Here is a 26,444-nt window from a genome sequence, read left to right on the forward strand (position 1 = left end):
TGGGGCAGCATCCTACCTGCGAAGAGGGCCTGAGCAACAACGCAATACCCCGCGTGACCTCAACAAAACAATTACAAAACCAAGAGATCGCTTGCCATGACACCCGAACGCATAGAAAGCATCGCCAACCACCCCGACTTCCAGCACCTGGTACGGCGCAAACGCCGCCTGAACGGCAGCCTGACCCTGGCCATGCTGGTGGTCTACTACGGCTTCGTCCTGCTGGTCGCGTTCTCGCCCAGCACCCTCGGCCATTCCCTCAGCGGCGGCGTGACCACGGTCGGCATGCTGGTGGGCGTGCTGATGGTGCTGCTGTCCTTTGCCCTGACCGGCATCTATGTGCACCGCGCCAACAACGTGCTCGACCCGCTCAACGACAAGGTCAAGCAGGAGTGCGCACAATGAACTGGACAGCCATTTCGATGTTCATGGTGTTTGTCTGCTTCACCCTGCTGGTCACCCGCTGGGCTGCCCTGCGTACCCGCTCGGCCAGCGACTTCTACACCGCCGGCGGCGGCCTGACCGGCATGCAGAACGGCCTGGCGATCGCTGGGGACATGATCAGTGCCGCTTCGTTCCTGGGCATTTCCGCGATGATGTTCATGAACGGCTACGACGGCCTGTTGTATGCCCTCGGTGTCCTGGCAGGCTGGCCGATCATCCTGTTCCTGATTGCCGAGCGCCTGCGCAACCTGGGCAAGTACACCTTTGCCGATGTGGTCAGCTACCGGCTGGCGCAAACCCCGGTGCGCTTGACCTCGGCTTTCGGCACTCTGGTTGTGGCGCTGATGTACCTGGTGGCGCAAATGGTCGGTGCCGGCAAGCTGATCGAGTTGCTGTTCGGCATCAGCTACCTGTACGCCGTGATGCTGGTTGGCGTGCTGATGGTTGCCTATGTCACCTTCGGTGGCATGCTCGCCACCACCTGGGTGCAGATCATCAAGGCGGTATTGCTGCTGTCGGGCACCAGTTTCATGGCTTTCATGGTGCTCAAGCACTTCGGCTTCAGCACCGAGGCCATGTTTGCCAGCGCCGTGGCCGTGCATGCCAAGGGCCAGGCGATCATGGCCCCAGGCGGCTTGTTGTCCAACCCGGTGGACGCCATTTCTCTCGGTTTGGGCATGATGTTCGGCACCGCTGGCCTGCCGCACATCCTGATGCGCTTCTTCACTGTCAGTGATGCCAAGGAAGCCCGCAAGAGCGTGTTCTACGCCACCGGTTTCATTGGTTACTTCTACCTGCTGCTGATCGTTGTCGGCTTTGGCGCCATCGTCATGGTCGGCACCGAGCCGTCCTACCGCGACGCCACCGGCGCAATCATCGGCGGCGGCAACATGGTCGCCGTGCACCTGGCCCAGGCCGTGGGTGGCAACCTGTTCCTCGGCTTCATCTCTGCCGTGGCCTTCGCCACCATTCTGGCGGTGGTCGCCGGCCTGGCGCTGTCCGGGGCTTCGGCAGTGTCCCACGACCTGTATGCCTGCGTGATGCGCAAAGGCAAGGCTACCGAGCAAGAGGAAATGCGCGTGTCGCGCATTGCCACACTGGTCATCGGCCTGCTGGCAGTGATCCTGGGCCTGATGTTCGAGTCGCAGAACATTGCCTTCCTCTCCGGCCTGGTACTGGCGGTGGCCGCTTCGGTCAACTTCCCGGTGCTGCTCCTTTCGATGTTCTGGAAAGGCCTGACCACTCGCGGCGCGGTGTGCGGCAGCATGGCCGGGCTGATCTCGGCGGTGCTGTTGGTGGTGCTGGGCCCGGCGGTGTGGGTCAACGTGCTGCACAACGAAACGGCGCTGTTCCCCTACAGCAACCCGGCGCTGTTCTCCATGAGCCTGGCCTTCCTCAGTGCCTGGGTATTCTCGGTTACCGACAGCTCCGAACGTGCCGTTGAAGAGCGTGGTCGCTACCTGGGCCAGTTCATCCGCTCCATGACCGGTATCGGCGCAGCTGGCGCCAGCAAACACTGACTTCAAGGACGAACAGACATGTCGGGTAAAACAACAACAATGAACCGCACACACTTCCTGTCAGCCGCCTGGCTGGCCACCCTCGCCCTGCCCATGCCCGCGCTGGCCGACTTCATCGGCGACAACCATGCTCGCCTGGAGCTGCGCAACCACTACCTGAACCGTGATTTCCGCCAAAGCAACGCCCCGCAGGCCAAGGCCGAGGAATGGGGCCAGGGCTTTACCGCCAAGCTGGAGTCGGGCTTCACCGAGGGCCCGGTCGGCTTTGGCGTGGACGCCCTGGGCCAGTTGGGCATCAAGCTCGACTCCAGCCGCGACCGTCGTAACACCGGCCTGCTGCCGTTTGGCCCGAACAGCCACGAACCGGTCGACGACTACAGTGAGCTGGGCCTGACCGGCAAGGTTCGTGTGTCCAAGAGCACCTTGCGCCTGGGCACCTTGCAGCCGATCCTGCCGGTGGTGGTGTACAACGACACCCGCCTGCTGGCGTCCACCTTCCAGGGGGGGCTGCTCACCAGTCAGGACCTTGATGGCCTCACCTTCAATGCCGGACGCCTGACCAAGGCCAATCTGCGCGATTCCTCTGGTCGCGATGATATCGGCTATGGCGCAGCCAGCAGTGACCACCTGGACTTTGGTGGTGGCAGCTACGCCATCACCCCGCAAACCACGGTCAGCTATTACTACGCCAAGCTACAGGACATCTACCGGCAGCAATTCGTCGGGCTGATCGACACCCGCCCACTGGCAGAAGGCGTGAGCCTGCGCAGCGACCTGCGCTACTTCGACAGCCGCAACGACGGTGCCGAGCGTGCCGGCAACATCGACAACCGTAACTTCAACGCCATGTTTACCCTGGGCGTACGGGCGCACAAGTTCACCGCCACCTGGCAGCAGATGTCCGGTGACAGCGCCTTCCCGTTCGTCAACGGCGGCGACCCGTTCACCGTCAACCTGGTCACCTACAACACCTTCACCCGGGCCGGGCTGGACTCTTGGCAAGTGCGCTACGACTACGACTTCGTTGCCATGGGTATCCCCGGCCTGAGTTTCATGACCCGCTACACCGACGGTCGCCACGCCGAAACTGCCACCGTGACCAATGGCCGCGAGCGCGAGCGCGACACCGACATCGCTTATGTCATTCAGAGCGGTCCGCTCAAGGACGTCAGCCTGCGCTGGCGCAATGTCACCTTCCGCTCCGGCAACGGCCTGACCAACGCCGTGGACGAAAACCGCCTGATCATCGGCTACACCCTGGCGCTGTGGTAACAGCGCCCCTCACATTTTGAACAGCATGGAGAACAGCATGTCTGCCGCCCCTACTCTGCAAAGTTTCATCGCCGGCCGTTGGCTCGGCCAGCACGGCGCCCAGGCCCTGCGCAGCGCCCTCGACGGCCACGTACTGGCCTACAGCCATGAAGAGCGCCCAGACTTCGCCGAAGCTGTGGACTACGCGCGTGCGCGCGGTCTTGCCTCGCTGATGGGCATGGATTTCCAACAACGTGCCCAACGCCTCAAAGCCCTGGCCCTGTACCTGGCCGAGCACAAGGAGCAGCTCTACGCCCTGTCGCACCACAGCGGCGCCACCCGGGCCGACAGCTGGATCGATATCGAAGGCGGCAACGCCACGCTGTTCTCCTATGCCGGCATCGGCAGCCGCGAGCTGCCGTCGGGTAACCTGGTGCACGAAGGGCCTGCTATACCCTTGGGCAAACAAGGCCATTTCGCCGGCAGTCACATCCTGGTGCCACGGGCAGGCGTTGCGGTGCACATCAATGCGTTCAACTTCCCCATCTGGGGCATGCTGGAAAAGTTTGCCCCGACGTTCCTCGCCGGTATGCCCTGCATCGTCAAGCCGGCGACCTCGACCAGCTATTTGACCGAGGCCGTGGTGCGCCTGATGAACGCCTCCGGCCTGCTGCCCGAAGGCAGCCTGCAGCTTGTGATAGGCAGCACCGGCGATCTGCTTGACCGCCTGCAAGGCCAGGACGTGGTGACCTTCACCGGTTCTGCCGATACCGCTGCCAAATTGCGCGTGACGCCCAACCTGATTCGCAACTCGGTGCCGTTCACTGCCGAGGCCGACTCGCTCAACTGCGCCATCCTCGGCCCGGACGTGACACCGGACAGCGAAGAGTTCGACCTGTACATCAAGGAAGTGGTGCGTGAAATGACCACTAAAGCCGGGCAGAAATGCACCGCCATCCGCCGCGCGATCGTTCCGGCCAGGCACCTGGATGCCGTTGCCACCCGCCTGCGCGAGCGCCTGAGCAAGGTCGTGGTTGGCGACCCGTCGCTGGAAGGTGTGCGCATGGGGGCCCTGGCCTCCCATGACCAGCAGCGCGACGTTGGCGAGCGGGTGCGCAGCCTGCTGCAGAGTTGTGATCAGTTGTTCGGCGCCAGCGATGGCTTTGCCCCGCGTGGCGAAGGCGTGGCTGAAGGCGCGTTCTTTGCCCCGACCTTGTTGCAGGCCCGCGACCCACATGCCGAGGGCGGCGCCCACGACATCGAAGCGTTCGGCCCGGTCAGTACGCTGATGGCCTATGACGACCTCGACGAGGCCTTGGTACTGGCTGCCCGTGGCAAAGGCAGCCTGGTGGCGACCCTGGTCACCGCCGACCGCAACGTGGCCGCCAAGGCTATCCCGGTGGCTGCTGCCTGGCATGGCCGATTGCTGGTGCTCGATAGCCAGGCTGCCAAAGAGTCCACCGGTCACGGCTCGCCACTGCCGCAGCTCAAGCACGGTGGCCCGGGCCGCGCCGGTGGTGGTGAAGAGCTGGGTGGCCTGCGTGCGGTCAAGCACTACCTGCAGCGCGCGGCAGTACAAGGCTCGCCGAGCATGCTCACGGCGGTCACCGGCGAGTACGTGCGCGGCGGCGAAGTGATCGAAACCGAAGTGCACCCGTTCCGTCGCTACTTCGAGCAGTTGCGTATCGGCGAGTCGCTGCTCACCCATCGCCGCACCGTGACGGAAGCTGACCTGGTTAATTTCGGCTGCCTCTCCGGCGACCATTTCTATATGCACTTCGACGAAATCGCCGCCAAGGCGTCGCAGTTCGGTAAACGCATTGCCCACGGTTACTTCGTACTGTCGGCAGCGGCCGGGCTGTTCGTGTCGCCCGGTGCCGGCCCGGTGCTGGCCAACTATGGGCTGGACACCCTGCGCTTCATCAACCCGGTGGGCATTGGCGATACCATCCAGGCGCGCCTGACCTGCAAGCGCAAGATCGACCAGGGCAAGACCAGCCCGCTGGGGCAGCCGCAGGGGGTGGTGGCATGGGATGTGGAGGTAACCAATCAGCTGGGTGAACTGGTGGCCAGCTATGACATCCTGACCTTGGTGCTGAAAAAGCCAGAATGATGGGTTGAAGCTACCGGCCTCTTCCCGGGCAAGCCGCCTTTGCCCGGTACTGCACAGCGCCCTCTTAGGAGCGGGTTCACCCGCGAAGAGGCCAGTAGCTGCCCAAGGCACTTGGGAAGTGCGCGTACGTGGCTGTAGTGAAGTACTCAGGCAACTGAAACCGTTGGTCAGCGACTGCCATTGCCCAGTGGATCTATGGCGTGCACCTGTCGATCTCAATTCATGACGATCATGAACGAGGACTGCACCATGAATTCCCTACTGCGAATGGGCGGCGGCAATGTTGAAGATGACTGGCCGGAGCTGGAGCCTGATAGACGCAACGATAGGGCAGACGATCCTGATGCCGACCCCAATGTGACGGATGACGATGAAAACCGCCCTGGCGTCCCGGCCAGCGACCCTGAGTCCGGCGCATGACAACATGAGCATCAACGTATCCTGCAGGAGTGGGCACGTCCGCTCCTGCAGTTTCCTGTACCCAGTGCAGGCGAGGGATTAAACCATCGCCGCCGGATCGCCCACCGACTGGTTGGGCTTGCTCCCCGAAATCCGCCAGCTCACGGCGGTAATGCCATAACGCTCGGCCATCGGCCGACTGACCTTCCTGATCTTCTCGCGCCCGAACTTGGGAATGATGCCGATGCCCGCATCACAACTTGCCCAATGCCAGGCCTCGGCATTATCCAGGCGTTCCAGGCGAATGATGAAACTGCGCGGCTGGCCATGCAGTTTGTAATCAATTATGTACAGCTGTGGGCTAGGCATCGCAGGGGGCCTCCTCTTCTCCATGGATGACATTCTGATTGATCGGGCCGTGACCAGAAGATTCAAAATTTTGTCGAACCTTTGGTACCAGTGGCCGAATGTGTGCCCTGCCTAGGTTCCGAGACCCCGGCTCATGTTGCGCTCAGTGGCTTTGGCGTCAGCTGACCGGGGGCATGAAAAACACGCAGGCAAGATGTTTTTGTGACGGAGGTGACCGTTCGTCAGCTTCAACGCAACGTTCATTGCCAACCAACGCCCAAACTTCATGCAATAAGGGACTCGCCCAGGAGCCTGAATGAAGCCAGTCAAGCATCGCGCCACCATTATTTGCCGGCATGGCAAGCAGCGCCATAAATGGTTGTGGGTAAGAAAGCCCAACGCGCCCTGGACCCTTCCAGGCGGCAAGATCGAACCCGGCGAGACGCCAATGCAGGCCGCCGAGCGGGAGTTGCTGGAAGAGACCGGCCTACAGGCTGAGTCGCTGATTTTGTTGATGCGCCACGAAACGCCAGAACGGATGCATTACGTGTTCGCAGCGGAGTTTGCCGACGCACCGCAGCCCAAGGCCCGGCATGAAATTTCCGATTGCCGCTTTGCCCACCTGGACCAGGTGGCTGCGGTGAAGGGCGAGATCAAGTCCCTGATCCGTTCCTTGCTGGCTTGTGACCCGGGCACTGCGGCGTCAGTTCGGTAAGCTAAGCGTGCACACTCCACTGAGCTGCATCCGCCTCGATCGGCATCTCGTCGATTGCGTGGATCATCCCGTTTGCCAGCGCTTCCTGCGGCGCCAGTATCCTGGGATAGGCCATTAGATAGCGCACTTGGTCCTGGCACCCTGCCATGAAGCGGGTATGCGGTGGAGACGCCAGTTGCCGCAAAGTTCAACTCGGCGTCAGCAGTTCCGTTGGTCAAGCGTTGTGAACCCTTGCCGGCCCTTGCCGGTCGCACTTTCAGAGCGACCGAACAAGGAACCGGCAGTGAGGACGGCAGCGTGAGCGATATTCGCATCGGTATCTCCGGGTGGCGCTATGGCCCCTGGCGCAAGGATTTCTACCCCAAAGGCCTGAAGCAGGACGATGAACTGGCATTCGCTTCACGGGCGGTGAACAGCATCGAGATCAATGGCTCGTTCTACAGCCTGCAAACGCCCGAGCGTTATCTGGGCTGGCGTGAACAAACACCGGACCGCTTCGTGTTCGCGGTCAAGGGGCCGCGCTATATCACCCATGTGCGGCGGCTGAAGGACATCGAAGAGCCAGTAGCCAATTTTTTTGCCTCCGGGCCGCTGCTGTTGGGCGAAAAGCTCGGGCCATTCCTGTGGCAGTTCCCTCCCAGCATGAAGTTCGATGAAGACCGTTTTGCCCGGTTTTTCGATCTGCTGCCTCACACCCGCAAAGCGGCCCGTGAACGCGCCCAAGGCTGCGCCGAACGCCTCAAGGGCAATGGCAGCCTTGCCATCAAGGGCAATGCACGCTTGCGTCACGCCGTGGAAATCCGCCACGAGAGTTTTCTCTGCGAAGCCTTCATCAAGCTGTTACGCAAGCATCGCGTGGCGCTGGTGGTTGCCGACAGCGCCGGCAAGTGGCCCTGTGTCGAAGATGTGACCGCCGACTTCGTCTACATGCGCCTGCACGGGGATGTGGAGTTGTACAGCAGCGGATATACCGCACGCGCGCTGCGGCGCTGGAAGCAGCGTATCCAGCAATGGAGCGAAGGTACCCAGGCGGACGATGCCCACCTGGTCGTGCCGGGGCCGCCGCCTCGGCGTGCGGCACGGGACGTATACTGCTACTTCGACAACGACCAGAAGGTTCACGCGCCATACGACGCCAGGCGCTTGCTGCAAAAGCTGTCGTTGGACCATGAGCTGATGACCGAGCCTGGCATGGTGCCGGAGGTGGCCTTGTGAACAAGCCCCTGCCCACCCCACGCTGCATCATCGACAAGGTGACCGCTGTACGCCGGCTCAATGTGTTGACGCTGAACGTGCACAAAGGCTTCACCTTCTTCAACCGGCGCTTCATCTTGCCCGAGTTGCGCGAGGCCGTACGGGCCACCGGCGCCGACCTGGTGTTTTTGCAAGAGGTGCACGGCAGTCATCAGCAGCATGCCCTGCGCCACCCTGCCTGGCCAGAAACGCCGCAATACGAGTTTCTGGCCGACAGCATGTGGCCGCAGTTCGCCTATGGCCGCAATGCCGTGTATCCCCATGGCGATCACGGCAACGCGCTGCTGTCGAAATTCCCCATCAGCCGCTTCGACAACCTGGATGTCTCGGTGCAGGGCAATGAACAGCGTGGCCTGCTGCATTGCCAGCTGGAGGTGCCGGGCCATGACGAGGTGCATGCGGTATGCGTACACCTGGGCCTGCGGGAGGCCCACCGGCAGAGCCAGGTAAAGCTGATGCTGGACCTGCTGGCCAGCCTGCCGCCCAAAGCACCGGTCATCATCGCCGGTGATTTCAACGACTGGCGGCTGAAGGCGGACGCGGTGCTGAGCGAACACCTGACAGAGGCCTTCGGCACCCCGGCGCGCAGTTTCCCGGCGCGCCTGCCGTTGTTGCGCCTGGACCGCATCTACGTGCGTAACGCCATACCGGGCGCGGCTCAGGTGCTGTCCAAATACCCGTGGTCGCATCTGTCCGACCACGTACCACTGGCTGCGGAGATCAACCTGTGAACCGACCTTGGGTAGAAGGCAACAGCGTGCAGTTGCTCATCAACGGCGAACAGTACTACCCCCGCGTATTCGAGGCCATGGCCAAGGCGCGGGAAGAAATACTGCTGGAAACCTTCATCATCTTCGACGACAAGGTGGGTCAGCAACTGCAGCAGGTGTTGATCGACGCTGCCCGACGCGGGGTGCGCGTGGAAGTGGCCGCGGACGGTTACGGCACAGCCGACCTGCCGGCGGACTTCATTTCAGCGATGACCGACGCGGGCGTAAGCTTTCACGCGTTCGATCCACAACCCCGGTTATTGGGCATGCGCACCAACCTGTTCCGCCGTTTGCACCGCAAGATCGTGGTGGTCGATGGTGAGCGGGCCTTCATCGGCGGTATCAACTACAGCGCCGACCATTTGGGCGACTTTGGTGCCATGGCCAAGCAGGACTATGCCGTGGAGGTCACCGGCCCGGTGGTGGCGCAGGTACATGCCTCCAGCAAGCGCCTGATGTCCCCCGTGCTGCAGCCCCCCAGTGCTGTACGCCCGGTTACCGAGCCTGCCGGGGGTAGCGACGCTGTGCTGATCGAGCGCGACAACGGGATGCGCAGTAACGATATAGAAGCGCACTACCTTCAGGCTTTTCGCAAGGCCAGGCAACGCATCGTGGTCGCCAATGCGTACTTCTTTCCAGGCTATCGGTTGATGCGTGAGTTGCGTAACGCGGCCCGGCGTGGCGTGGAGGTTCACTTGATCTTGCAGGGCCAGCCTGACATGCGCTGGGTACGGGCATTGTCGCGCCTGCTGTACAACTACCTGCTGCGCGACGGCGTGATGATTCATGAGTACTGCCAGCGGCCGTTGCACGGCAAGGTGGCACTGGTGGACGACCAATGGGTCACCGTTGGCTCCAGCAACCTCGATCCTCTGAGCCTGTCGTTCAACCTGGAGGCCAACCTGTTCATTCGTGATCGGGCCTTCAACCAGCAACTGCACCAGCATTTGCAGGCTCTGGCCAGCGAGCAATGCAAACCGGTCACCTTGGAGCGCATTATTCGCGGCTACTGGTGGCGGGCACCGTTGATCTTCGCGTGCTTCCACGTGATCCGCCACTTCCCGCGCATTGCGGGCTGGTTCCCTGCGCATCGGCAGCGTTTGCGCTCGGTGCAGCCGGAGGTCGAACCCCAGGGCAAACTGCACGAGGGCAACTCCTGATGGCGCGCAAAAGCTGGCAAACCTGGGGCAAACGCTTGTTTACGCTTGCGTTCCTGATCCTGATCCCTGTGCTGTTGTACCTGCTGGCGCGTAATCTGGACTGGAATGAAGTACGCCAGTCTTTGCTGGCCTACAAACCTGGCACCCTGGCCATCGGCTTGGCGATCGCGTTGTGCAGCTATCTCGCGTTCGCCAGTTACGACCTGCTGGCCCGGGCTTACACCGGCCATACACTACCTGCCCGACAGGTATTGCCAGTCGCGTTCGTGTGCTATGCCTTCAACCTCAACTTCACAACCTGGGTAGGCGGGGTCGCCTTGCGCTACCGGCTCTATGGCCGACTGGGCCTGGATACCGCGACCATTACGCGAATCCTCACATTGGGCCTGTTGACCAACTGGATGGGTTATATGCTGCTTGCCGGCACCGTCTTCGCCCTGGGCCTGGTCGAGATGCCCGGCAATTGGGCGGTAGGCACTACAGGCCTGCGCCTGATCGGGCTGCTGTTGCTGGCAATTGCGGGCGGCTACCTGCTGGCCTGTGGTGTTGCCAAGAAGCGTACCTGGAGCTGGCGCGACCACGAAGTGACGCTGCCCTCGCTGCGTCTGGCGCTGTGCCAGGTGGCGTTGGGTGCCAGCAACTGGGCACTGATGGCGCTGCTGATCTTCTGGTTGCTGCCGGGCGAAGCGTTCTACCCGTCGATTCTGGGCATATTGCTGATCAGCTGCGTCGCTGGCGTGGTGGCGCATATTCCGGCGGGGCTGGGTGTGCTGGAAGCGGTGTTTCTGGCCTTGCTGCACGGGCAGATGGCCCAAGGCACGCTGGTGGCTGCCCTGCTCGGCTACCGCACGCTGTACTACCTGATTCCGCTGCTGTTGGCGGTGGTGACCTACCTGATCCTGGAAAAGCGCGCCAAGGCCATGCGCCGGCGCGACAAGCCTGCTCAGACCTGATGTGCCCTGGGGCAAATGTGACGCGTTGCGTGGCACCGGCAAAGCCGGTGCCAGAGCACGTTGTCCCCTGATGGGCGATCGCCTGGAAGGGCAGTCCGCCTATCGGCTTCAGGGCGAGATCGGATCACTCGCCGGGAAGGTTTCATCCAGCGCATTGTCCACCGCGCTCTCGCCCGGCTTGTCACCACAATGGCAGTCCTGCATCCGGCATGGCTCACCATTGCGGTGGCCGGTGGCGCAGGCCTCGCAGCAATATGCCTTGCCGTCGCGCTCCAAGGCATTGGCATCCACCGTGCAGGAACAGTGCGTGCACGCGCAGCGTTGATCGTTCATGGCTTGCTCTCCTCGTCGTCAATCACATCATCGGTCCAGGGCACCCCATCCAGCGGCGCGGATCGGGCCAGTTCGGCCTCGTCCAGGCCAATGCCGCCACCAATCTCATCGGCATCCACCTGCCGCAGGCGTTGGTCTGTCGGGCCGCCTCTGCCGCCCGGCTCGTGGGGATCGCGGGCACCGGTTTCGTCAAGCAGCGTGTCCGGGCTCAAATCGTCATAGGTGACATTGTCCTCATGCTGGCTGTCACTCAGCGCCTCGCCGCCGGTCATGCCACTCTGCGCCACGCGTCGGGGGGGAAACTCACGGGCGACTTCGGCGGCCGGTCGTTCGTCGCCCACACGCCCTTCACGCTCATCCAGGCGTTCATCGAAATCCAGCTCATGCACGCTGCCCATGCGGTCTTCGGTGTCATCGATTTCGCTGGGTGTGTACGGCTTAGGTTCATCGGGTCGGGCCATGTGCGTTCTCCATCAGTTGGCTTCATTCGGTCGACTGCGCCAGCTCACGGAAGATTCAGAGTTTTTTGAACTACCGCCTCGGCCGACGCCTCCCACCTTAGAGACTGTGATCTGCCCGGAGCCCGCCATGGCCAAGCCCCTGCAGGAATACGCGCGCAAGCGCAACTTCAACGCCACACCCGAGCCCAGCGGCAAACGCATCCGGGGCAAGCGGGCTCATGCGCTGCAGTTCTGCATCCAGAAACACGACGCCAGCCACTTGCACTACGACTTCCGCCTGGAACTCGATGGCACCTTGAAAAGCTGGGCGATCCCCAAAGGCCCATCGCTGGACCCCAAGGTGCGCCGCCTGGCAGTGCATGTGGAGGACCACCCGTTGGACTACGCCGATTTCGAGGGGCATATCCCTGAAGGCCACTATGGTGCAGGCGATGTGATCGTCTGGGACCGTGGCATTTGGGAGCCTGAAGGCGATGCGCATGAAGCCTACGCCAAAGGCAAGCTGCGTTTCCGCCTGCAAGGTGAGAAGCTTGGCGGCGTGTGGAACCTATTCCGCACCCAGTTGGCCGGCAAGAAAGAGCAATGGATGCTGGTCAAGTCACACGATGCCCAGGCGCGCAGCGAAGCGGAGTACAGCATTGTCGAGGCCCTGCCCGACAGCGTGCTCAGCGAGCGCACGCTACTGCCACGCAAACCCGCTGCAAAAAAAGCCGCTACACCGCGCAGTAGTCGTAAACGCCCCGGCAAAGCTCAGACTGCACCGTTGCCAGCGCAGTTGCAGCCGCAGCTGGCCACGCTAGTGGATTCTCCACCCAGCGGCGACTGGCGCTACGAAGTCAAGTTCGATGGCTACCGTATCCTGGCCCGCATCAAGGGCCAGGACATCCGCCTGTTCACCCGCAACGGCCATGACTGGAGCAGCAAGATGCCCCGGCAGGTTGCCGCCCTGCGCGCGCTCGGTATCGACTCGGCCTGGCTCGACGGTGAAATGGTGGTGGCTGATGAGAATGGCATGGCTGACTTCCAGGCGTTGCAGAACGCCTTCGATACCGAGCACGACGAACACATCACCTATTACCTGTTCGACCTGCCATTTCTGGGCGGTCAGGACCTGCGGCAGCTAACGCTACAAAATCGCCGCGATACATTGCGCCAACTGCTTGAGCACAACCATTCCGACGTCATCAAGTATTCTGCCGACTTCGACGAACCTGTCGAGTCACTGCTCGAAAGTGCCTGCCGGCTGAAGCTGGAAGGCCTGATCGGCAAGCGTGCTGACAGTGTTTACAGCGGCCGCCGCAGCCCGGACTGGATCAAGCTCAAGTGCAAGCAACGCCAGGAATTCGTGATCGTCGGTTACACCGACCCCAAAGGCAGCCGCAGCGGCTTTGGGGCCCTGCTGCTGGCCCTGCACGACAATGACAGTGGCGAGCTGCGCTATGCCGGGAAGGTTGGCACCGGCTTCAATACCACGACACTGGCCAGCATCCACGCGCGGCTCAAGCCCCTGGAAATCGCCAAGCCAGCCCTGCCCTCGCCGCCCGCCGGTGCCCAGGCGCGTGGTGTGCACTGGCTGCGGCCGCAGCTGTTGGCCGAAGTTGCCTATGCCCAAATGACCCGTGACGGCATCGTGCGCCATTCGGTATTCCACGGCCTGCGCGATGACAAGGCAGCAACCGCCATTGACCTGGAGCGCGCCATGCCCGCCAAGGCTGTATCCAACCGCAACAAGCAGGCCAAGGCGCCTGAAAACTTGGGTGAACTGCGGCTGACCCACCCCAACCGGGTCATCGACCCTTCAACTGGGGTGACCAAGCGCGAGGTTGCCGAGTATTACGCCGGCATCAGCCAGTGGATCCTGCCCCAGCTCAAGCACCGCCCGGTGGCATTGGTGCGCGCCCCGGACGGCTTGGGCGGAGAGCTGTTCTTCCAGAAAAACGCGGGCCAGCTGCATATACCCAACGTACTCAGCTACGAAAAGGCCGAGGCAGGCCAGGCGGCGATGGTCATCAATCGCCCGGACACGCTGCTGGGCGCGGTGCAGATGAACATGCTGGAACTGCACACCTGGAACGCCACGGACAAGAATTTCGACAAACCGGACCGTTTCGTGCTCGACCTGGACCCTGACCCCGCGCTGCCCTGGAAGGCGATGGTGGAGGCGACCCAACTGACCCTCACCCTGCTAGACGAACTGGGCCTGAAGGTGTTCCTGAAAACCAGTGGTGGCAAGGGTATTCACGTCGTTGTCCCCTTGACCCGGCGAGCCGGCTGGGACGAGGTCAAAGACTTCAGCCACGCCATCGTCGGTTACCTGGCCAAGCTGTTTCCGGAGCGCCTGAGCGCGGTGTCGGGGCCGAAAAATCGCGTGGGACGCATCTTCATCGACTACCTGCGCAATGGCAAGGGCGCCACTACGGCGTGCGCCTACTCACTGCGTGCCCGTGAGGGGCTGCCTGTATCGGTGCCTATCTGGCGTGATGAGCTGGCGCACATCAAAGCCGCCAACCAGTGGAACATCACCAACCTGCGCGAGCGCCTGGCGGAGGTCGACGACCCTTGGGCCGACATGGGCAAGGTACGCCAGTCGATCACCGCGCGCATGCGCAAGCAGCTAGGGCTCGAATGATGACGCCCAAGCGATTGGACACGACCCGGGAGGCCCGACCATGAGCATCGTTCAGGACTTCAACCTGACCACCCTTGACCGCCTTTTACGCACCTTTGGCGAACGCCAGTTACCGCTCAACCTGGACACCCAATTGCCGCAACTGATCCAGGCGCTGCAAGCTGATCACCTCGACCTGCTGCCGCTGCCGGGGCAAGGCAACACCTTGCGTCGCTGGCAGACCTTGGCACGGGTGGCCGGTTGCGACCTGGCGCTGGCCAAGCTCTATGAGGGCCATACCGATGCCTTGGCGATCCTGGCGGAATGCGGCGCAGCGCACCACGCCAACGACGGCATCTGGGGCGTGTGGGCGGCAGAGCCGCCCGATGCACGGGTCCACATCACTGCGCGTGAAGGCGACCAGGTGCGCCTGAACGGCACCAAAGCCTGGTGTTCAGGTGCCTTGCAGATCGATCGCGCGCTGATTACCGCCTGGGATGAGGCCGAGCAGCCGCAATTGGTGGCAATCGAGCTGTCACAGCCAAGCCAGGGCCTGAACATCGAACACTGGCAGGCCGTTGGCATGGCCACCACCGCCAGTGTCGAGGTGGCGTTCAACGATACCCCAGGCACGCTCATTGGCACGCCAGGCCAATACCTCTCGCGCCCTGGTTTCTGGCAAGGCGGTGCGGGTATCGCCGCCTGCTGGTACGGCGCGGCCGAGGCGCTGGCGGATTACCTGCGTGAACATTGCCGCAAACCCCGCCCAGACCCGCATGCCGATGCGCATCTGGGGGCTGTGGACGCTGCATTGCATGGCGCCCGTGCATCACTGCGTGAATGTGCTGCCTGGATCGATCAACAGCCCGGCGTGGATGCCAGTTTCGAAGTTCGCCGCACCCGCGCCCAGGTAGAACAGGCCGTAGAGCAGGTTATCAGCCACGTCGGTCGTGCCTTGGGGGCCACGCCGTTCTGTCGCAGCAGTCATTTTGCCCGGCTGAGCGCCGACCTGCCGGTGTTCCTGCGCCAGAGCCATGCCGAGCGCGATCTGGCGATGCTGGGCCAGCAGTTGGCCCACTTGCCGGCGGGGGTATGGCAGCTATGAACCAGAACCTGATCCAGTCCGCCGGTGGCACGCCCTGGACAGCCTGGCAGCATAGCGCGCACCTGGCGCGTGCAACCTGGCTCGACGCATGCCAACTGTGCCCGCCGGGGCGCCGGCTGGTATTGATTGCGCCGCATCCGGATGACGAAATTCTCATGGCCGGCGGCCTGCTGGCAGGCTTCAAAGGGCGCGAGGATGAGCTGGTGCTGGTCTCCGCCACCGACGGCGAAGGCAGCCACCCCGGCTCCAGCCATTGGACCGAGCATCGCTTGCGCCGCCAACGCCCTCAGGAAAGCCGACAGGCCCTGCAACAGCTCGACCTGGACCTCGAGCGCCTGGACTGGCGCAGGCTCCATCTGAAGGACGGCCAGTTGCCGCGCGAAGAAGCGTTTCTGGCCAGTCACCTCACGCAGTTACTTCGCCCCAATGATCTGCTGATGGCCACCTGGCGCAGTGACGGCCATTGCGATCACGAGGCCGTAGGCCGCGCCGCTGCGCAGGCGGCTGCAGCCCGTGGGGTGCAATTGGCTGAGGTACCGGTCTGGGCCTGGCACTGGGCTGAGCCTGACGACCCGCGCCTGCCATGGCCCCGTGCGCACCGTCTGCAGCTCGATGAAAGCCATTTGGCACGCAAGCGCAAAGCCTTGGCCGCTCACGTCAGCCAGCTGCAGCCGGACGGCGAGCAGCCGCCGGTGCTACCGCCGCACCTGTTGGATTGCCTTCTGCAACCTTTCGAACTGGTGTTCCTTTGAATGGAGCTGTCATGAGCCTCGATCCTCAGTATTTTGCCGAGCTATACGCCACCAATGAAGATCCTTGGGCCTTTCGCACCCGCTGGTATGAGAAGCGCAAACGCGAGCTGGTGATGGCCAGCTTGCCACGGCAGTGCTATCAGCGTGTGTTCGAGCCAGCCTGCGCGAATGGCGAGCTCAGTGCGCTGCTGGCCGAGCGCTGCGCTGACCTGCTATGCCAGGACCTGGACCCGACGGCCGTAGGCCTGGCCCGGGAACGCCTGGCGCACCTGCACAATGCTACGGTCGAGCGGGCCCGGCTACCAGGGGACTGGCCGGGCGGCCGCTTTGACCTGATCGTGCTCAGCGAGGTCGGCTATTACCTTGATCCCACCGACTGGCTGCAGGTGATCGAACAGTCGGTGGCCAGCCTTGGCTACGACGGCACGCTACTGGCCTGCCACTGGAAGCACCCTATCGCGGGTTGCCCGCAGGATGGTCGCGAGGTGCACCGTATGTTGACCCGGCATTTGCCGTTGCATCAGCAGTTCCGGCATGAGGAGGCGGACTTTTTGCTGGAGTGCTGGTCATGCCAGCCAAGCGTTGTCGATCTCGATGAGACGTGCCCATGATCGCCGTTGTCATCCCTGCGCATAACGAAGCCCGCCGCCTTGGGCGATGCCTGCGGGCGGTGCTGGTGGCTGCCCGGCAGACGCAGCAAGCGGGACTGCACGTGGAAGTGCTGGTGGTGCTGGACCGCTGCAGCGACGGCAGCGCCGCCGTGGCGCGGCGTTTCGGTGTACACACGCTGGAGGTGGATGCCGGTAATGTCGGCATGGCACGTCGTGTTGGGGCGGCGCACATGGTCGAGCGTGGCGCCACGTGGCTGGCGTGCACCGATGCGGACAGCCGAGTCCCTGCGCACTGGCTGCTGTCGCAGCTGGCCTGTAGCGCCGAGGTGGTTTGCGGCACCGTGCATGTCGATTACTGGCAACCCTGGCAGACCGCCGCGCTGCGCAAGCTGTACCAGAGCCGCTACCAGGCGTGTGAAGGGCATCGGCATGTGCACGGCGCGAATCTGGGGGTATGTACCGATGCTTATGAGCGTGTAGGTGGCTTCCAGCCCCTGGCGGCGCATGAAGATGTGCAACTGGTCAGCGACCTGCAGGCCAGCGGTGCCCAGATCGTCTGGACCGCCAGGCATAGTGTGGCCACCAGCAGCCGGCGCGATAGCCGCGCCCGAGAGGGGTTTGGGGATTACCTGGCCGGGTTACAGGCGCAGTCCTGAAATCACTGGGATTTCGGCAGTGTTCATGAAGCTTTGCGCGCTTTTTTCACCGGTTTCTTGCCACCCAGGCTGCGCTTGAGCAGTTCGGTAAGGTCGAGGATGTCCGCACCTTTCTCGGCCCCACCTGCGTCGCCCTTCTCCACCGCCTCGATCTTGCCCTTGCTGGCTTTCTCTTCCACCAGGTTCATGATCGTCTGGCGGAAGGCGTCATGATAATCCTCAGGCTTCCAGGGCCCGCTCATGTCCTCTACCAGGCGCTTGGCCATCTCCAGTTCGCGCTTCTCCACCTTACTGTCGGTGACGCTGGAGTCCAGCTCCAGCGTTTCCAGCCCTCGCACCTCCTCAGGCCAGCGCAAGGTGATCATCACCAGCGCATCGTCCAGGGGTCGCAGCAGCGCCAGGTGCTGCCGGGTATGCAATACCACGGTGGCCAGGGCCACCTTGCCGGTCTTTTCCAGCGTCTCGCGCAGCAAGGCATACACCTTGCCGCCACGGCGGTCCGGTGTCAGGTAGTACGGCGTATCGAAATGCTGCAGCGGAATGTCGCCCGCTTCTACAAAGGAAAAGATATCGATGGTCTGGGTCGCTTCGGGCCGGGCCTTACGGATCTCCTCCTCACTGATCACCACGTAGCGGCCCTTCTCGAACTCTACGCCCTTGACGATATTGTCCTTGTCGATTTCCTTGCCGGTCACCTTGTTCACCCGCTTGTAGCCGACCGGCTCCATGCTGCGCTTGTCCAGCCAGTCGAAATCCACACGCTCGGTGCGCACGGCGGTATTGAGTGCCACGGGGATGTGCACAAGGCCAAAACTGATGGCGCCTTTCCAGATTGCCCGAGCCATGAGGGTGCTCCCAGGGTTGCCTGCTGATACCAGAAGTGACTGCGCCCGGCGACAAAGGTTTAGCTGCCCTGCCCTGCGGCAACCGTTACGCCTGGCTGAACAGCACCCGCTTGAACGCTTCGGCCGCCAGGTGCACCTGTACCGCCCAATCCCCCGCGGCTTCGCTGCCCGCATCATCGGAAATGTATTTCAGGCACACGAACGGAATACCTTCGTCACGCGCGATCAATGCCAGCACATAGGCTTCCATGTCGACCACGTCGTAAGGCGCGTCGCCATGGTTGATCTCGAAGCTGTCACCGCTGCCACAGGTTTCCACCGCCAGGCCGGGAATTATCGCCCCGTGCTCGAGAACCACCGGGGTATCGGACAAGGGCGTTTCATAGCGGGCAAAGCCCAGTGGGGTCACATCCATGTCGCGTTGAACGAAGCGGTTACAGCACACGACTTCGCCCTTGCCATGACGCTGGCTGCCAGCCGAGCCCAGGTTGACGATAAGCTTGGGCCTGCGCGTTGCGATCGCCTTGGTCAGGGCGATAGCGGCATTGACCTTGCCAATGCCGGTGAACACGGTGTTCACCTCGGTAAAGACATCGCCAGCCTCGGCCTCGAGGGCAAAGACGAACAGCGTGTCATCCAGGGAAATGTCGGGGAATTGCTTGATCAGCATCATGGAGCAGGTGTTTCCGAGTGGCTGCAAAGGGCGCGGCCATTGTCGGACAACCCGGGCTAAATGCAAGTCCCGGCGATATCGGCAGATTCGCTTTATTACGAGAGGTTCGGGCCGGTGGCGTTCAGCGACATTGCCATATTGGGTGCGCTTGTCAGTGGTGCGGCGGGCTCTCCATGCGCGCCTGGCGCCGGCCCAGCCAGCCACCCGTCGCGGCCCAGCCCACGGCAAGCAGCGCGCCGATGAGCATCGCCAATTGCGGGTGCTCGCCCAACACGTCCAGCGCCCGCTTGACCCAGCCGCTCAGGGCATCGCCGCCACGGTAGACCACCGTGTCGATGAAGTTCTTGGCTTTGTACTTGTCCTCGGCGGGCAGCACGGTGAACAGCATCTCCCGCCCCGGCCGCACCAATGCGTATTCACCCGCCCGACGCACCACCATTACCACCACGAATAGGGCGAAAACCGGGGCCAGTGCCAGCCACAAGAAACCGGCAGCCATCACCAGCGGCACTGCAACCAGCAACACACCGACCCCCAGCCGACGGGCCAGGCGCCCGGTAAGAAAGACCTGGGTAAGGATGGCCAGGGCCTGCACAACCATGTCGATCAGGCCGAACACCTGTGTCTGCCGGGTGCGGTCAGTGAACGTTTCGCTGACAATACGCGCCTGCTCGAAGTACAAGAATGTGCTGACGCTGGCCAGCAACACCACGAACAAAGCGATGCCTAGCAGATAGGGCGAGCGCAGGACGGCGGTGGCGCCGGTAAACGGGTTGCCGCCCAGCGGCCGCGAGTCCTGGTGCCGGGTTTGTATCGGCATGGGCTGGCGTGCTCGCCAACGTTGCAGAAACAGTGTCGCGCCGACACTGCCCAGCAGCAATAGCGCCGCCAGCACCAGCAACCCGGCATGGCCGAGCGGCGCCACCAGCAAGGTGCCAAGCATGGGGCCACTGAGCCCGCCCAGGCTGGCCCCGGCTGCCAGCAGGCCGAACAGCCGCTTGCCTTGGCCGGTGGAAAACAGATCGGCGAGCACGCTCCAGGCCAGCGAGATCGTCAGCAAATTGAACACCGACAGCCAGATGTAGAAAGCCCGGGCGGTCCAGAGATCGTCAGGGTTACCGGCCAACAGTGCCGCGAACAGCAACAGGTTGCTGACGAAAAAACCATAGGTCCAAGGCAGGATATGCCCGCGCTGCACCTTGGATGCCAGCCAGCCAAACAGCGGCAGGCACGCCAACGTGGCAATGAAGGTGCCGGTGAACAACCACTGCAAGTTTTCCACGCCACCGGCAACGCCCATGGTTTCGCGGACCGGGCGCAGCATGAAGTAACCGGTGAACAGCAGGTAGAACAGCAGCAAACCGGCGACTACCGCCGGCCCCTCCCCAGGCTGGATGTTCAGCGCTTGGTCCAGGCGCCGCCGCCAGGCTTGCATGGTGTCAGGCAAACTGCTTGATCAGCGCCTGTTGCTGCGCCTGGGTGAGCATTGGCCCATGCCCGGCCTTGAGCTGATCGAGCTGGCGATCAGGCCGACTGGTAGCAGGTATGACCGTGGTCACTGCCGGGTGGCTGATGGCGAACTTGAGAAATAGCTGTGCCCAGCTGCCGATGCCTGCTTCGGCAGCCCAGCCCGGCAAGGCCTGGCCCTTGACCCGGGCGAACAGTCGGCCATCGTCGAAGGCCCGGTTGATCAGTACCGCAACACCCTTGTCCTGGCACAGTGGCAGCAGTTCACGGGCGGCGTCGGGGGCGTTGACCGCGTAGTTGATCTGGATGAAGTCAAGCGGCTCGCTGCGCACGATACGGGCGACGTCGTCGTGGCCACTGTTCAGGTAATGGGTGATGCCGACATAACGTGTCCCGCCCTGCTGCTTCAGCTCGTGGGCATAAGGCAGCTGGGTCTGCCAGTCACGCAGGTTGTGAATCTGCAGCAAGTCCACCTTGTCGGTACGCAGGCTCTTGAGGCTGCCGACCCACTGCGCCTGGGCTTCAGCCCGGCTATTGGCGGCGACCTTGGTGGCAATGAAGCACTGGCGGTGCCAGCCGCCCTCTTCCAGCAACTGGCCGAGAATGCTGTCGGCCCCCCCGTAGTTGGGCGAGGTGTCGATCACCCGGCCGCCGCCTTCGAAAAACGCCTTCAGCACGGTTCTGAGCTGAAGGTATTGGGGTGAACCGCTTACTACCTCGAAACTGCCGGAAGTACCGGCACCGATCACCGGCAACGCTTCGCCGGTGGACGGTATTTTACGGGCTAGCAAACCCGCTGGCACCGCAGCGTGCAGCCAAGGGCTGGCGGCAGCCAGCAACCCCAAAGCTGCACCTGCGCGTAGGACATCACGACGTGCGTACACGGAAAATCTCCCGTCACGAACCGGAAACTTTCAAGGCTAGCCGCTCTGTCACTCGCCTGCGGGTGTTTCTGTATCTGGATGTTTAATGATCAGGCATGCAGCAATGGGCCCAGATCAACCCCCGTCTCGCCCATCGGCGGGCACCAGTAGTAGCCACCCGTCAGCGGGCGGCTAAAGCGGTACAATCCGTCGATGATGCCGTCTTCCAGGCCACTCATGCGCCGCAATTGCACTTCGAATGCATCGAAACTCTTGCCCAAGGCGACGAAGGCCAGGCCGGCGCCGCGCTGGTCGGCCCAGGCTACCGAGCGACGGACCATGAACGCTTCCGGTTCAAAGCTTTCCTGGGCAGTGCGCTTGACGTGCGCGGACTCGGGGGCGTCGTCGAGCTCTTCGTTGTCGCTCAGGCGGCGGCCGATGATGTTGTCCTGGTCAGCCTGGGGCAGCGACTTGAAGTATTCCAGGTCGTGCTTCCATAGCTGGAACGTGGCAAAGCTGGAGCCATCGGCGGCAATGGCCGCCTGTACGGCATCTTCGTCCACCGGGTTTTCGGTGCCGTCTTCGTAACCGGTAAGGTCATGGCCACCGCGGTGCAGGAAGCCATCAACGCTGTCGGCCAACTGCAGGGCGGGTGCCAGCGCCTGCTCCAGGGCCTGGGCGCGCAGCAGCAGGTCGCCACGTTCGTCGCCACGCAGCCACAGCCACAGGGCGTGTTGGGTGCTGGGGTTCTCCACTGCGGCATCCAGCAGCGGGAAAGCGCGCAGGCCTGGTACTTCACGGCCCAGGGCCTTGACCAAGGGGGCGCCGATGCCGAGCAACAGTTGTTCGCCATCGACCTGCGGCAGCAAGGCATCCAGCGCGGCAGGCAACGCCTCGGGCGACTGCAGGGTGAAGAACAGGTGACGGGCGTGGGCCGGCACCGGGGTGGCAAGCAGACCTTGCTGGAACGGCATATCAGGCTAATCCTAGGGTAAAAGCGGAATGCTACTTCGCCTGCGTGCCTGCCGCAATGCGGCATGCAGCCTCGGCAGCTGCTGCTCTTGGTAACAAACGGTTACCAAGAGCTGGCCCTTTGCAATTAGCTATCAATCAAGGGCGACCTACACTGCTTCAGATCCTTCGCCCGAGAGTCCACTCATGACCGCCTCGCCCCTGCTTACTGCGTTTCTCCCGCTAGCCTTGGGCATCATCATGCTTGGCCTTGGGTTGTCACTGACCCTGGCTGACTTCGCTCGCGTGGTGAAGTACCCAAAGCCCGTGGTGGTGGGCCTGGTGTGCCAGATCCTGCTGTTACCGCTGGTGTGCTTCCTGATCGCCAACGGCTTTGGCCTGGAATCTGCCCTGGCAGTGGGGCTGATGCTGCTGGCCGCTTCACCGGGTGGTACCACGGCCAACCTGTTCAGCCATCTGGCCCATGGTGACGTGGCGTTGAACATTACCCTGACGGCAGTCAACTCGCTGATCGCGATCCTGACCATGCCGTTGCTGGTGAACCTGTCGCTGAGCTGGTTCATGGCCTCGGACCAGGCTATTCCACTGCAGTTTGCCAAGGTCATGCAGGTGTTCGCCATCGTCTTGCTGCCGGTGGCGCTGGGCATGCTGATTCGCCATTTCGCCCCGGCGTTCGCTGCGCGCATGGAAAAACCGATGAAGCTGGTGGCGGCGCTGTTCCTGGCCTTCACCATCGTCCTGGCATTGGCCAAGGACTGGCAGACGGTGGTCGAGTACGCACCGGTGGTGGGCCTGGCGGCGCTGCTGTTCAACCTGCTGAGCCTGACGGTGGGCTATTGGGTGCCGCGGCTGTTGAACATTCCCAAGCGCCAGGCAATTGCCATTGGTATGGAGATTGGCATCCATAACGGGACCTTGGCGATTGCCCTGGCGTTAAGCCCTTCGCTGCTGAACAACGCGACCATGGCGGTGCCGGCTGCGTTGTACAGCTTGATCATGTTCTTTACCGCGGCCGGTTTTGGCTGGTGGGTGAGCCGCGGACATGTGGCGGCAGACCCCAAGGGTGAACCAGTGAACTGATGTCACTCAATGCCCGGAGGTGCCGGGCCTGTCAGGGATGCGTCACGATTGGCTGCGCCTGCTGCGCAGTTGCTGCTTCAACACCTTCAGCGGCGGCGCATAGAAAAAACCGAACGACACACCCCCCGTGCGCCCCTTCACCGCATGATGCAAGCGGTGCGCACGGTGCAAGCGCTTCAGGTAGCGATTGACCGGCCGCGGCTTACGCGGCCAATGCCGGTGAAAGAAGCCGTCGTGGGCCAGTACATACAGCGCCCCATAGCCTGCCACACCACCGCCCACCCACTGCAAAGGCGCATACCCACTTTTACCCAGTGCCACCAGCGCCGTGGCGATCAGCCCCAGGGCCACCAGGTACAGGTCGTTGGTTTCGAGCATGCCCAGGTGTGGCTCATGGTGCGAGCGGTGCAGCCACCAGCCCCAGCCATGCATGATGTACTTGTGAGCCAGCGTACCAACGCCCTCCATGGCCACCAGGGTGCCGAACAATACGGCGAGATTGAACAGCATGGAACGGTCCGGGTGATGGCAAAGGGAGGCGCAAGGTTACCGGCTACCCAGGTTTTTTTCCATGTGGCGTGACCGGCTGCAGGCCGTTCCCGGATGAAGCCATTGTCATGTTTTTGCCCTTGACCTGCTCTGCCACGCGGCGTATGGTCCGCGACGCAATTTTGCCTTCCTCAACAGGAGACCTGCCTTGGACAGTAGCCCCAGTCGCTTGCGACAGGCCCGCGTGGCGCGCTAGCCCGGCAGTGTTCTGCACTGTCTGGCCGCTCCGGCAAGACGGTGGTTTCCTGTAACCCCGCTTCTCCTTCCCTCCTCGTGGTCCTGCGCAATTTCTGGTTTTTCAACCGCGCCAACTGATGGCGTTCATGCGGGCGTATGCCTGCGGAAGAGGTTTGCTATGGATTGGAAAGTATTTCTGCTGCGCGTCAGCATTGCCTTGGTGCTGGGGGCGCTGATCGGTGCCGAGCGGCAATTGCGCCAGCGCCTGACCGGCCTGCGCACCAATGCGCTGGTCAGTATCGGTGCCTGCCTGTTCGTATTGATGACCCAGGCGGTGCCAGGCATGGCGCCTGCCGATGCGTCGCGCGTCGCAGCCTATGTAGTGTCGGGCATCGGCTTTCTCGGCGGTGGTGTCATCATGCGCGATGGCTTCAATGTACGTGGCCTGAACACCGCGGCCACCTTGTGGTGCACGGCTGCGGTCGGCGTGCTGTGCAGCCTCGGGCTGATGATGGAGGCGGCACTGGGCAGCCTGGTGGTGCTCTGCGCCAACATCTTGTTGCGTGATATCGCCCAGCGCCTCGACCGTCAGGATGTGGTGCCGGCCAACGAGGTGGAACAGCATTTCGAAGTCCGTATCGTCTGTCGCGGCGAGGATGAGATCCAGGTGCGTAGCCTGATGTTGCATAGCCTGGGCGACCCACAACTGCGCCTGCAGTCGTTGCAGAGCCAGGACCTGGACAACCCTGCGCGCCTGGAAGTGCGCGCGGAGCTGTTGGGCACCGCGCAGGCGCCGGCGCAACTGGAGCGCCTGGTCAGCAGGGTCAGCCTGGAGAAAGGTGTAAGCTCGGTGCGCTGGCAATTAAAGCCGCAGGTGCTGGCGACGGATTAGAACGACAGGAGTGATTCATGTTTATCCGCCCTACCCTTGAACAGGACATTGAGTGGCTGCCGGACGTCGAGCGCTCGGCAGCCCAGGCATTTGTCAGTTGGCCGGCACTGGCCTGGCTGGCGCAAGGCGAAGTCATGGACTGTTCGGCGCACAGGGCTTTCGTCGAGGCAGGTGGTAGTTGGGTGGCGCAGGACGCGGCTGGGTGCATTGTGGGTTTTGCATGCGCCCGGCTGGCGGATCATGCATTGCACCTTCATGAAATATCGGTGCGCCAGGAGGTCCAAGGGCAAGGTGTCGGGCGCCGGTTGCTGCAGCAAGTGGTCGATGCAGCGCGCTGCGCCGGTGTACGCGAGCTGACGCTGACCACCTTTGTGGATGTGCCTTGGAATGCGCCGTTCTATGCACGTTTCGGATTCGAGATGCTTCAGGAAAGCCGGCTTTGCGAACGACTCCAGAGCATCCTCGCGAGCGAGCATGCTCACGGTCTCAGTGGGCGTTGTGCAATGCGTCTGCGCGTTTCGCCGCCTCTCACCCTATAGTTCAGTGTCGCGCGGTCGAAACCGGCAGCGAAAAAGATTAAACCTTTGCCACGCCTTCACCCTCAACCGTACGCGACACTGAGGTCGCGCCACGGTTTAAGGAGTGAAGCATGAATAGTCTCTTCATCAGACGCGTTGGTTTCTCCATGGTGCTGGGCCTGGCATCGGTACACGCAATGGCGGCGACTTCCGATGATTTCGTCGATGCGGCCACCGAGGCCGGTATTGCCGAAGTGGTGACTGGCAAGCTGGCTCAGGAGAAAAGCCAGAACGCCGAGATCAAGACATTCGCCCGGCAAATGGTCACCGACCACACCCAGGCCAACCAGAAACTCGGCGACATTGCCCGCAAATTGGACATTTCGGTTCCGGATGAGGCCGCAATGACCGACAAGGTCAAGAAAATGATCCTGGAATGGCGCGATGAATCCTTCGACAAGGCGTACCTCAACAACCAGGTCGACGCTCACGAAAAAGCGATGGAACTGTTCAAGAAGGAGGCTGCTTCGTCCGACAAGGCCGAGCTGAAGGCCTTTGCCAGCGAAACGCTGCCCAAACTCGAACAGCACCTGGAGCAGGCCAAGGCTCTTCAGTCCAACCACGGCAAGTGAGGCCCCTCATGAGTAACGATGCATTGAAGACCGAAGTACTTACCCGCCTGCTGCATGCCCACCCCGAAGGGCTAGGCAAGGAAGTGCTGGACAACTACCGCGGTGAAAAGGCGGTGGCCGGCATGCTCAAGACGTTGCAGGAAGCCGGTTTGATTCACGACGGTAGCGTGGCGGTAAGCAGTGATCACCAGATCAGCGTGCACTATCCGATCAAGCTGTCGGCGGCGGGCGTAGAGGCCGCCAGGCGCGCTGAAGGCTGACAGTCGTCTGTGGTGAGCGGCGCCGGCAAGCCGGTTCCCGAGGGATAGCGCATGGCTTGCCGG

At 62.6% G+C, this 26,444-nt stretch carries 28 protein-coding genes and 2 pseudogenes; 20 read left to right on the top strand and 10 right to left on the bottom strand.

Annotated features, from left to right (window positions below; all coding sequences use genetic code 11):
* Positions 1-96 precede the first annotated feature (96 nt).
* The 5 genes and pseudogenes from ACF8EA_RS09840 to ACF8EA_RS09860 all read left to right on the top strand — a co-directional run bounded on the left by ACF8EA_RS09840 (position 97) and on the right by ACF8EA_RS09860 (position 5,748).
* Positions 97-405: a DUF485 domain-containing protein gene (locus ACF8EA_RS09840; RefSeq protein WP_135198517.1), complete on the top strand. Its 309-nt coding sequence runs from the start codon at positions 97-99 to the stop codon at positions 403-405.
* Positions 396-1,964: pseudogene (locus ACF8EA_RS09845) on the top strand (cation acetate symporter); the annotation flags it as partial. The gene ACF8EA_RS09840 and the pseudogene ACF8EA_RS09845, both read left to right, overlap by 10 nt.
* Positions 1,965-2,003: 39 nt before the next feature.
* Positions 2,004-3,236, top strand: coding sequence for an OprD family porin (locus ACF8EA_RS09850; RefSeq protein ID WP_392521830.1), 1,233 nt, complete (start codon positions 2,004-2,006; stop codon positions 3,234-3,236).
* Between the two features lie 37 nt (positions 3,237-3,273).
* Positions 3,274-5,328 carry a phenylacetic acid degradation bifunctional protein PaaZ gene (gene paaZ / locus ACF8EA_RS09855; protein ID WP_392521831.1) on the top strand — a complete coding sequence of 685 codons (2,055 nt, stop codon included), beginning with the start codon at positions 3,274-3,276 and terminating at the stop codon, positions 5,326-5,328.
* Positions 5,329-5,577: 249 nt separating this feature from the next.
* Complete coding sequence (locus ACF8EA_RS09860; protein WP_392521833.1) at positions 5,578-5,748, top strand: hypothetical protein; 171 nt, start codon at positions 5,578-5,580, stop codon at positions 5,746-5,748.
* A 78-nt stretch (positions 5,749-5,826) separates the two neighbouring features.
* Here the strand turns inward: ACF8EA_RS09860 and ACF8EA_RS09865 are convergent, their stop codons facing one another.
* Positions 5,827-6,096, bottom strand: a complete 270-nt coding sequence (locus ACF8EA_RS09865) for a DUF6555 family protein (protein WP_252461369.1) — start codon at positions 6,094-6,096, stop codon at positions 5,827-5,829.
* A gap of 295 nt (positions 6,097-6,391) precedes the next feature.
* On the opposite strand from ACF8EA_RS09865, the gene ACF8EA_RS09870 reads away from it, so the two are divergent.
* Positions 6,392-6,790 (top strand): NUDIX hydrolase, encoded by a 399-nt coding sequence (locus tag ACF8EA_RS09870; protein WP_252461368.1) that lies wholly within the window; start codon positions 6,392-6,394, stop codon positions 6,788-6,790.
* Position 6,791: 1 nt separating this feature from the next.
* On the opposite strand, the pseudogene ACF8EA_RS09875 reads toward ACF8EA_RS09870, so the two are convergent.
* Positions 6,792-6,923 (bottom strand): annotated as a pseudogene (locus tag ACF8EA_RS09875) (Clp protease); the annotation flags it as partial.
* Between the two features lie 29 nt (positions 6,924-6,952).
* On the opposite strand from ACF8EA_RS09875, the gene ACF8EA_RS09880 reads away from it, so the two are divergent.
* Genes ACF8EA_RS09880 through ACF8EA_RS09895 form a run of 4 tightly spaced genes read left to right on the top strand, consistent with a single transcriptional unit; the run spans position 6,953 to position 10,927 of the window.
* Positions 6,953-8,005 carry a DUF72 domain-containing protein gene (locus ACF8EA_RS09880; protein ID WP_392521835.1) on the top strand — a complete coding sequence of 351 codons (1,053 nt, stop codon included), beginning with the start codon at positions 6,953-6,955 and terminating at the stop codon, positions 8,003-8,005.
* On the top strand, positions 8,002-8,775 hold the full coding sequence (locus tag ACF8EA_RS09885; RefSeq protein ID WP_252461365.1) for an endonuclease/exonuclease/phosphatase family protein: 774 nt from the start codon (positions 8,002-8,004) through the stop codon (positions 8,773-8,775). The genes ACF8EA_RS09880 and ACF8EA_RS09885 overlap by 4 nt, the downstream gene beginning before the upstream one ends.
* Positions 8,772-9,974 (top strand): cardiolipin synthase ClsB, encoded by a 1,203-nt coding sequence (gene clsB, locus ACF8EA_RS09890; protein ID WP_392521836.1) that lies wholly within the window; start codon positions 8,772-8,774, stop codon positions 9,972-9,974. The genes ACF8EA_RS09885 and clsB overlap by 4 nt, the downstream gene beginning before the upstream one ends.
* Positions 9,974-10,927, top strand: coding sequence for a lysylphosphatidylglycerol synthase domain-containing protein (locus ACF8EA_RS09895; RefSeq protein ID WP_392521837.1), 954 nt, complete (start codon positions 9,974-9,976; stop codon positions 10,925-10,927). Before clsB ends, ACF8EA_RS09895 begins: the two co-directional genes overlap by 1 nt.
* Before the next feature lie 108 nt (positions 10,928-11,035).
* On the opposite strand, the gene ACF8EA_RS09900 is transcribed toward ACF8EA_RS09895, so the two are convergent.
* Both ACF8EA_RS09900 and ACF8EA_RS09905 read right to left on the bottom strand, forming a co-directional pair.
* Positions 11,036-11,260: a metallothionein gene (locus ACF8EA_RS09900; protein ID WP_021784718.1), complete on the bottom strand. Its 225-nt coding sequence runs from the start codon at positions 11,258-11,260 to the stop codon at positions 11,036-11,038.
* Positions 11,257-11,721, bottom strand: coding sequence for a phosphotransferase system, HPr-related protein (locus tag ACF8EA_RS09905; RefSeq protein WP_392521838.1), 465 nt, complete (start codon positions 11,719-11,721; stop codon positions 11,257-11,259). Before ACF8EA_RS09905 ends, ACF8EA_RS09900 begins: the two co-directional genes overlap by 4 nt.
* Positions 11,722-11,848: 127 nt before the next feature.
* Between ACF8EA_RS09905 and ligD the strand changes: the two genes are divergently transcribed.
* The 5 genes from ligD to ACF8EA_RS09930 are packed head-to-tail and all read left to right on the top strand — an operon-like array spanning position 11,849 to position 17,453.
* Complete coding sequence (gene ligD / locus ACF8EA_RS09910) at positions 11,849-14,350, top strand: DNA ligase D (protein ID WP_392521840.1); 2,502 nt, start codon at positions 11,849-11,851, stop codon at positions 14,348-14,350.
* Between the two features lie 40 nt (positions 14,351-14,390).
* Positions 14,391-15,434 (top strand): acyl-CoA dehydrogenase family protein, encoded by a 1,044-nt coding sequence (locus tag ACF8EA_RS09915; RefSeq protein ID WP_103444394.1) that lies wholly within the window; start codon positions 14,391-14,393, stop codon positions 15,432-15,434.
* Positions 15,431-16,186: a PIG-L deacetylase family protein gene (locus ACF8EA_RS09920; protein WP_392521961.1), complete on the top strand. Its 756-nt coding sequence runs from the start codon at positions 15,431-15,433 to the stop codon at positions 16,184-16,186. Before ACF8EA_RS09915 ends, ACF8EA_RS09920 begins: the two co-directional genes overlap by 4 nt.
* 11 nt (positions 16,187-16,197) lie before the next feature.
* A complete protein-coding gene (locus ACF8EA_RS09925; RefSeq protein WP_021784723.1) occupies positions 16,198-16,797 on the top strand; it encodes a bifunctional 2-polyprenyl-6-hydroxyphenol methylase/3-demethylubiquinol 3-O-methyltransferase UbiG in 600 nt (199 codons plus the stop codon).
* Positions 16,794-17,453, top strand: a complete 660-nt coding sequence (locus ACF8EA_RS09930) for a glycosyltransferase (RefSeq protein WP_392521841.1) — start codon at positions 16,794-16,796, stop codon at positions 17,451-17,453. The genes ACF8EA_RS09925 and ACF8EA_RS09930 overlap by 4 nt, the downstream gene beginning before the upstream one ends.
* A 23-nt stretch (positions 17,454-17,476) precedes the next feature.
* On the opposite strand, the gene ACF8EA_RS09935 is transcribed toward ACF8EA_RS09930, so the two are convergent.
* From ACF8EA_RS09935 to ACF8EA_RS09955, 5 genes are all read right to left on the bottom strand, one after another.
* Positions 17,477-18,298 (bottom strand): Ku protein, encoded by an 822-nt coding sequence (locus ACF8EA_RS09935; protein WP_392521843.1) that lies wholly within the window; start codon positions 18,296-18,298, stop codon positions 17,477-17,479.
* 85 nt (positions 18,299-18,383) lie between these two features.
* Entirely contained in the window at positions 18,384-18,971 is a 588-nt protein-coding gene (locus tag ACF8EA_RS09940) for a nucleosidase (protein WP_392521845.1), read from the bottom strand.
* A 151-nt stretch (positions 18,972-19,122) separates the two neighbouring features.
* Entirely contained in the window at positions 19,123-20,406 is a 1,284-nt protein-coding gene (locus ACF8EA_RS09945; RefSeq protein WP_392521963.1) for an NTP/NDP exchange transporter, read from the bottom strand.
* A 4-nt stretch (positions 20,407-20,410) separates the two neighbouring features.
* A complete protein-coding gene (locus tag ACF8EA_RS09950) occupies positions 20,411-21,322 on the bottom strand; it encodes an aldo/keto reductase (protein WP_392521847.1) in 912 nt (303 codons plus the stop codon).
* A gap of 89 nt (positions 21,323-21,411) precedes the next feature.
* Positions 21,412-22,275: a Dyp-type peroxidase gene (locus ACF8EA_RS09955; protein WP_392521849.1), complete on the bottom strand. Its 864-nt coding sequence runs from the start codon at positions 22,273-22,275 to the stop codon at positions 21,412-21,414.
* Positions 22,276-22,459: 184 nt separating this feature from the next.
* Here ACF8EA_RS09955 and ACF8EA_RS09960 point away from each other — a divergent pair, with 184 nt between their 5' ends.
* On the top strand, positions 22,460-23,353 hold the full coding sequence (locus ACF8EA_RS09960; protein ID WP_021784733.1) for a bile acid:sodium symporter family protein: 894 nt from the start codon (positions 22,460-22,462) through the stop codon (positions 23,351-23,353).
* Positions 23,354-23,395: 42 nt separating this feature from the next.
* On the opposite strand, the gene ACF8EA_RS09965 is transcribed toward ACF8EA_RS09960, so the two are convergent.
* Positions 23,396-23,863 (bottom strand): sterol desaturase family protein, encoded by a 468-nt coding sequence (locus ACF8EA_RS09965; RefSeq protein ID WP_021784734.1) that lies wholly within the window; start codon positions 23,861-23,863, stop codon positions 23,396-23,398.
* A 394-nt stretch (positions 23,864-24,257) separates the two neighbouring features.
* Here ACF8EA_RS09965 and ACF8EA_RS09970 point away from each other — a divergent pair, with 394 nt between their 5' ends.
* From ACF8EA_RS09970 to ACF8EA_RS09985, 4 genes are all read left to right on the top strand, one after another.
* Positions 24,258-24,971, top strand: a complete 714-nt coding sequence (locus tag ACF8EA_RS09970; protein WP_392521850.1) for an MgtC/SapB family protein — start codon at positions 24,258-24,260, stop codon at positions 24,969-24,971.
* Between the two features lie 17 nt (positions 24,972-24,988).
* Positions 24,989-25,510 carry a GNAT family N-acetyltransferase gene (locus ACF8EA_RS09975; protein WP_392521852.1) on the top strand — a complete coding sequence of 174 codons (522 nt, stop codon included), beginning with the start codon at positions 24,989-24,991 and terminating at the stop codon, positions 25,508-25,510.
* 110 nt (positions 25,511-25,620) lie between these two features.
* Complete coding sequence (locus tag ACF8EA_RS09980; protein ID WP_392521854.1) at positions 25,621-26,121, top strand: DUF4142 domain-containing protein; 501 nt, start codon at positions 25,621-25,623, stop codon at positions 26,119-26,121.
* 8 nt (positions 26,122-26,129) lie between these two features.
* Positions 26,130-26,381, top strand: a complete 252-nt coding sequence (locus ACF8EA_RS09985) for a hypothetical protein (RefSeq protein ID WP_004374436.1) — start codon at positions 26,130-26,132, stop codon at positions 26,379-26,381.
* The last annotated feature ends 63 nt before the right edge of the window (positions 26,382-26,444 follow it).

It is taken from the genome of Pseudomonas sp. YQ_5 (assembly GCF_043103305.1).
Taxonomy (GTDB): Bacteria; Pseudomonadota; Gammaproteobacteria; order Pseudomonadales; family Pseudomonadaceae; genus Aquipseudomonas; species Aquipseudomonas putida_Y.

Excerpts from the sequence above, each read along its gene's own strand:
- ACF8EA_RS09840 (WP_135198517.1), top strand. The coding sequence starts at position 97 with ATGACACCCGAACGCATAGAAAGCATCGCCAACCACCCCGACTTCCAG.
- ACF8EA_RS09850 (WP_392521830.1), top strand. The coding sequence starts at position 2,004 with ATGAACCGCACACACTTCCTGTCAGCCGCCTGGCTGGCCACCCTCGCC.
- paaZ (WP_392521831.1), top strand. The coding sequence starts at position 3,274 with ATGTCTGCCGCCCCTACTCTGCAAAGTTTCATCGCCGGCCGTTGGCTC.
- ACF8EA_RS09860 (WP_392521833.1), top strand. The coding sequence starts at position 5,578 with ATGAATTCCCTACTGCGAATGGGCGGCGGCAATGTTGAAGATGACTGG.
- ACF8EA_RS09865 (WP_252461369.1), bottom strand. The coding sequence starts at position 6,096 with ATGCCTAGCCCACAGCTGTACATAATTGATTACAAACTGCATGGCCAG.
- ACF8EA_RS09870 (WP_252461368.1), top strand. The coding sequence starts at position 6,392 with ATGAAGCCAGTCAAGCATCGCGCCACCATTATTTGCCGGCATGGCAAG.
- ACF8EA_RS09895 (WP_392521837.1), top strand. The coding sequence starts at position 9,974 with ATGGCGCGCAAAAGCTGGCAAACCTGGGGCAAACGCTTGTTTACGCTT.
- ACF8EA_RS09900 (WP_021784718.1), bottom strand. The coding sequence starts at position 11,260 with ATGAACGATCAACGCTGCGCGTGCACGCACTGTTCCTGCACGGTGGAT.
- ACF8EA_RS09905 (WP_392521838.1), bottom strand. The coding sequence starts at position 11,721 with ATGGCCCGACCCGATGAACCTAAGCCGTACACACCCAGCGAAATCGAT.
- ligD (WP_392521840.1), top strand. The coding sequence starts at position 11,849 with ATGGCCAAGCCCCTGCAGGAATACGCGCGCAAGCGCAACTTCAACGCC.
- ACF8EA_RS09915 (WP_103444394.1), top strand. The coding sequence starts at position 14,391 with ATGAGCATCGTTCAGGACTTCAACCTGACCACCCTTGACCGCCTTTTA.
- ACF8EA_RS09920 (WP_392521961.1), top strand. The coding sequence starts at position 15,431 with ATGAACCAGAACCTGATCCAGTCCGCCGGTGGCACGCCCTGGACAGCC.
- ACF8EA_RS09925 (WP_021784723.1), top strand. The coding sequence starts at position 16,198 with ATGAGCCTCGATCCTCAGTATTTTGCCGAGCTATACGCCACCAATGAA.
- ACF8EA_RS09930 (WP_392521841.1), top strand. The coding sequence starts at position 16,794 with ATGATCGCCGTTGTCATCCCTGCGCATAACGAAGCCCGCCGCCTTGGG.
- ACF8EA_RS09935 (WP_392521843.1), bottom strand. The coding sequence starts at position 18,298 with ATGGCTCGGGCAATCTGGAAAGGCGCCATCAGTTTTGGCCTTGTGCAC.
- ACF8EA_RS09940 (WP_392521845.1), bottom strand. The coding sequence starts at position 18,971 with ATGATGCTGATCAAGCAATTCCCCGACATTTCCCTGGATGACACGCTG.
- ACF8EA_RS09945 (WP_392521963.1), bottom strand. The coding sequence starts at position 20,406 with ATGCAAGCCTGGCGGCGGCGCCTGGACCAAGCGCTGAACATCCAGCCT.
- ACF8EA_RS09955 (WP_392521849.1), bottom strand. The coding sequence starts at position 22,275 with ATGCCGTTCCAGCAAGGTCTGCTTGCCACCCCGGTGCCGGCCCACGCC.
- ACF8EA_RS09960 (WP_021784733.1), top strand. The coding sequence starts at position 22,460 with ATGACCGCCTCGCCCCTGCTTACTGCGTTTCTCCCGCTAGCCTTGGGC.
- ACF8EA_RS09965 (WP_021784734.1), bottom strand. The coding sequence starts at position 23,863 with ATGCTGTTCAATCTCGCCGTATTGTTCGGCACCCTGGTGGCCATGGAG.
- ACF8EA_RS09970 (WP_392521850.1), top strand. The coding sequence starts at position 24,258 with ATGGATTGGAAAGTATTTCTGCTGCGCGTCAGCATTGCCTTGGTGCTG.
- ACF8EA_RS09975 (WP_392521852.1), top strand. The coding sequence starts at position 24,989 with ATGTTTATCCGCCCTACCCTTGAACAGGACATTGAGTGGCTGCCGGAC.
- ACF8EA_RS09980 (WP_392521854.1), top strand. The coding sequence starts at position 25,621 with ATGAATAGTCTCTTCATCAGACGCGTTGGTTTCTCCATGGTGCTGGGC.
- ACF8EA_RS09985 (WP_004374436.1), top strand. The coding sequence starts at position 26,130 with ATGAGTAACGATGCATTGAAGACCGAAGTACTTACCCGCCTGCTGCAT.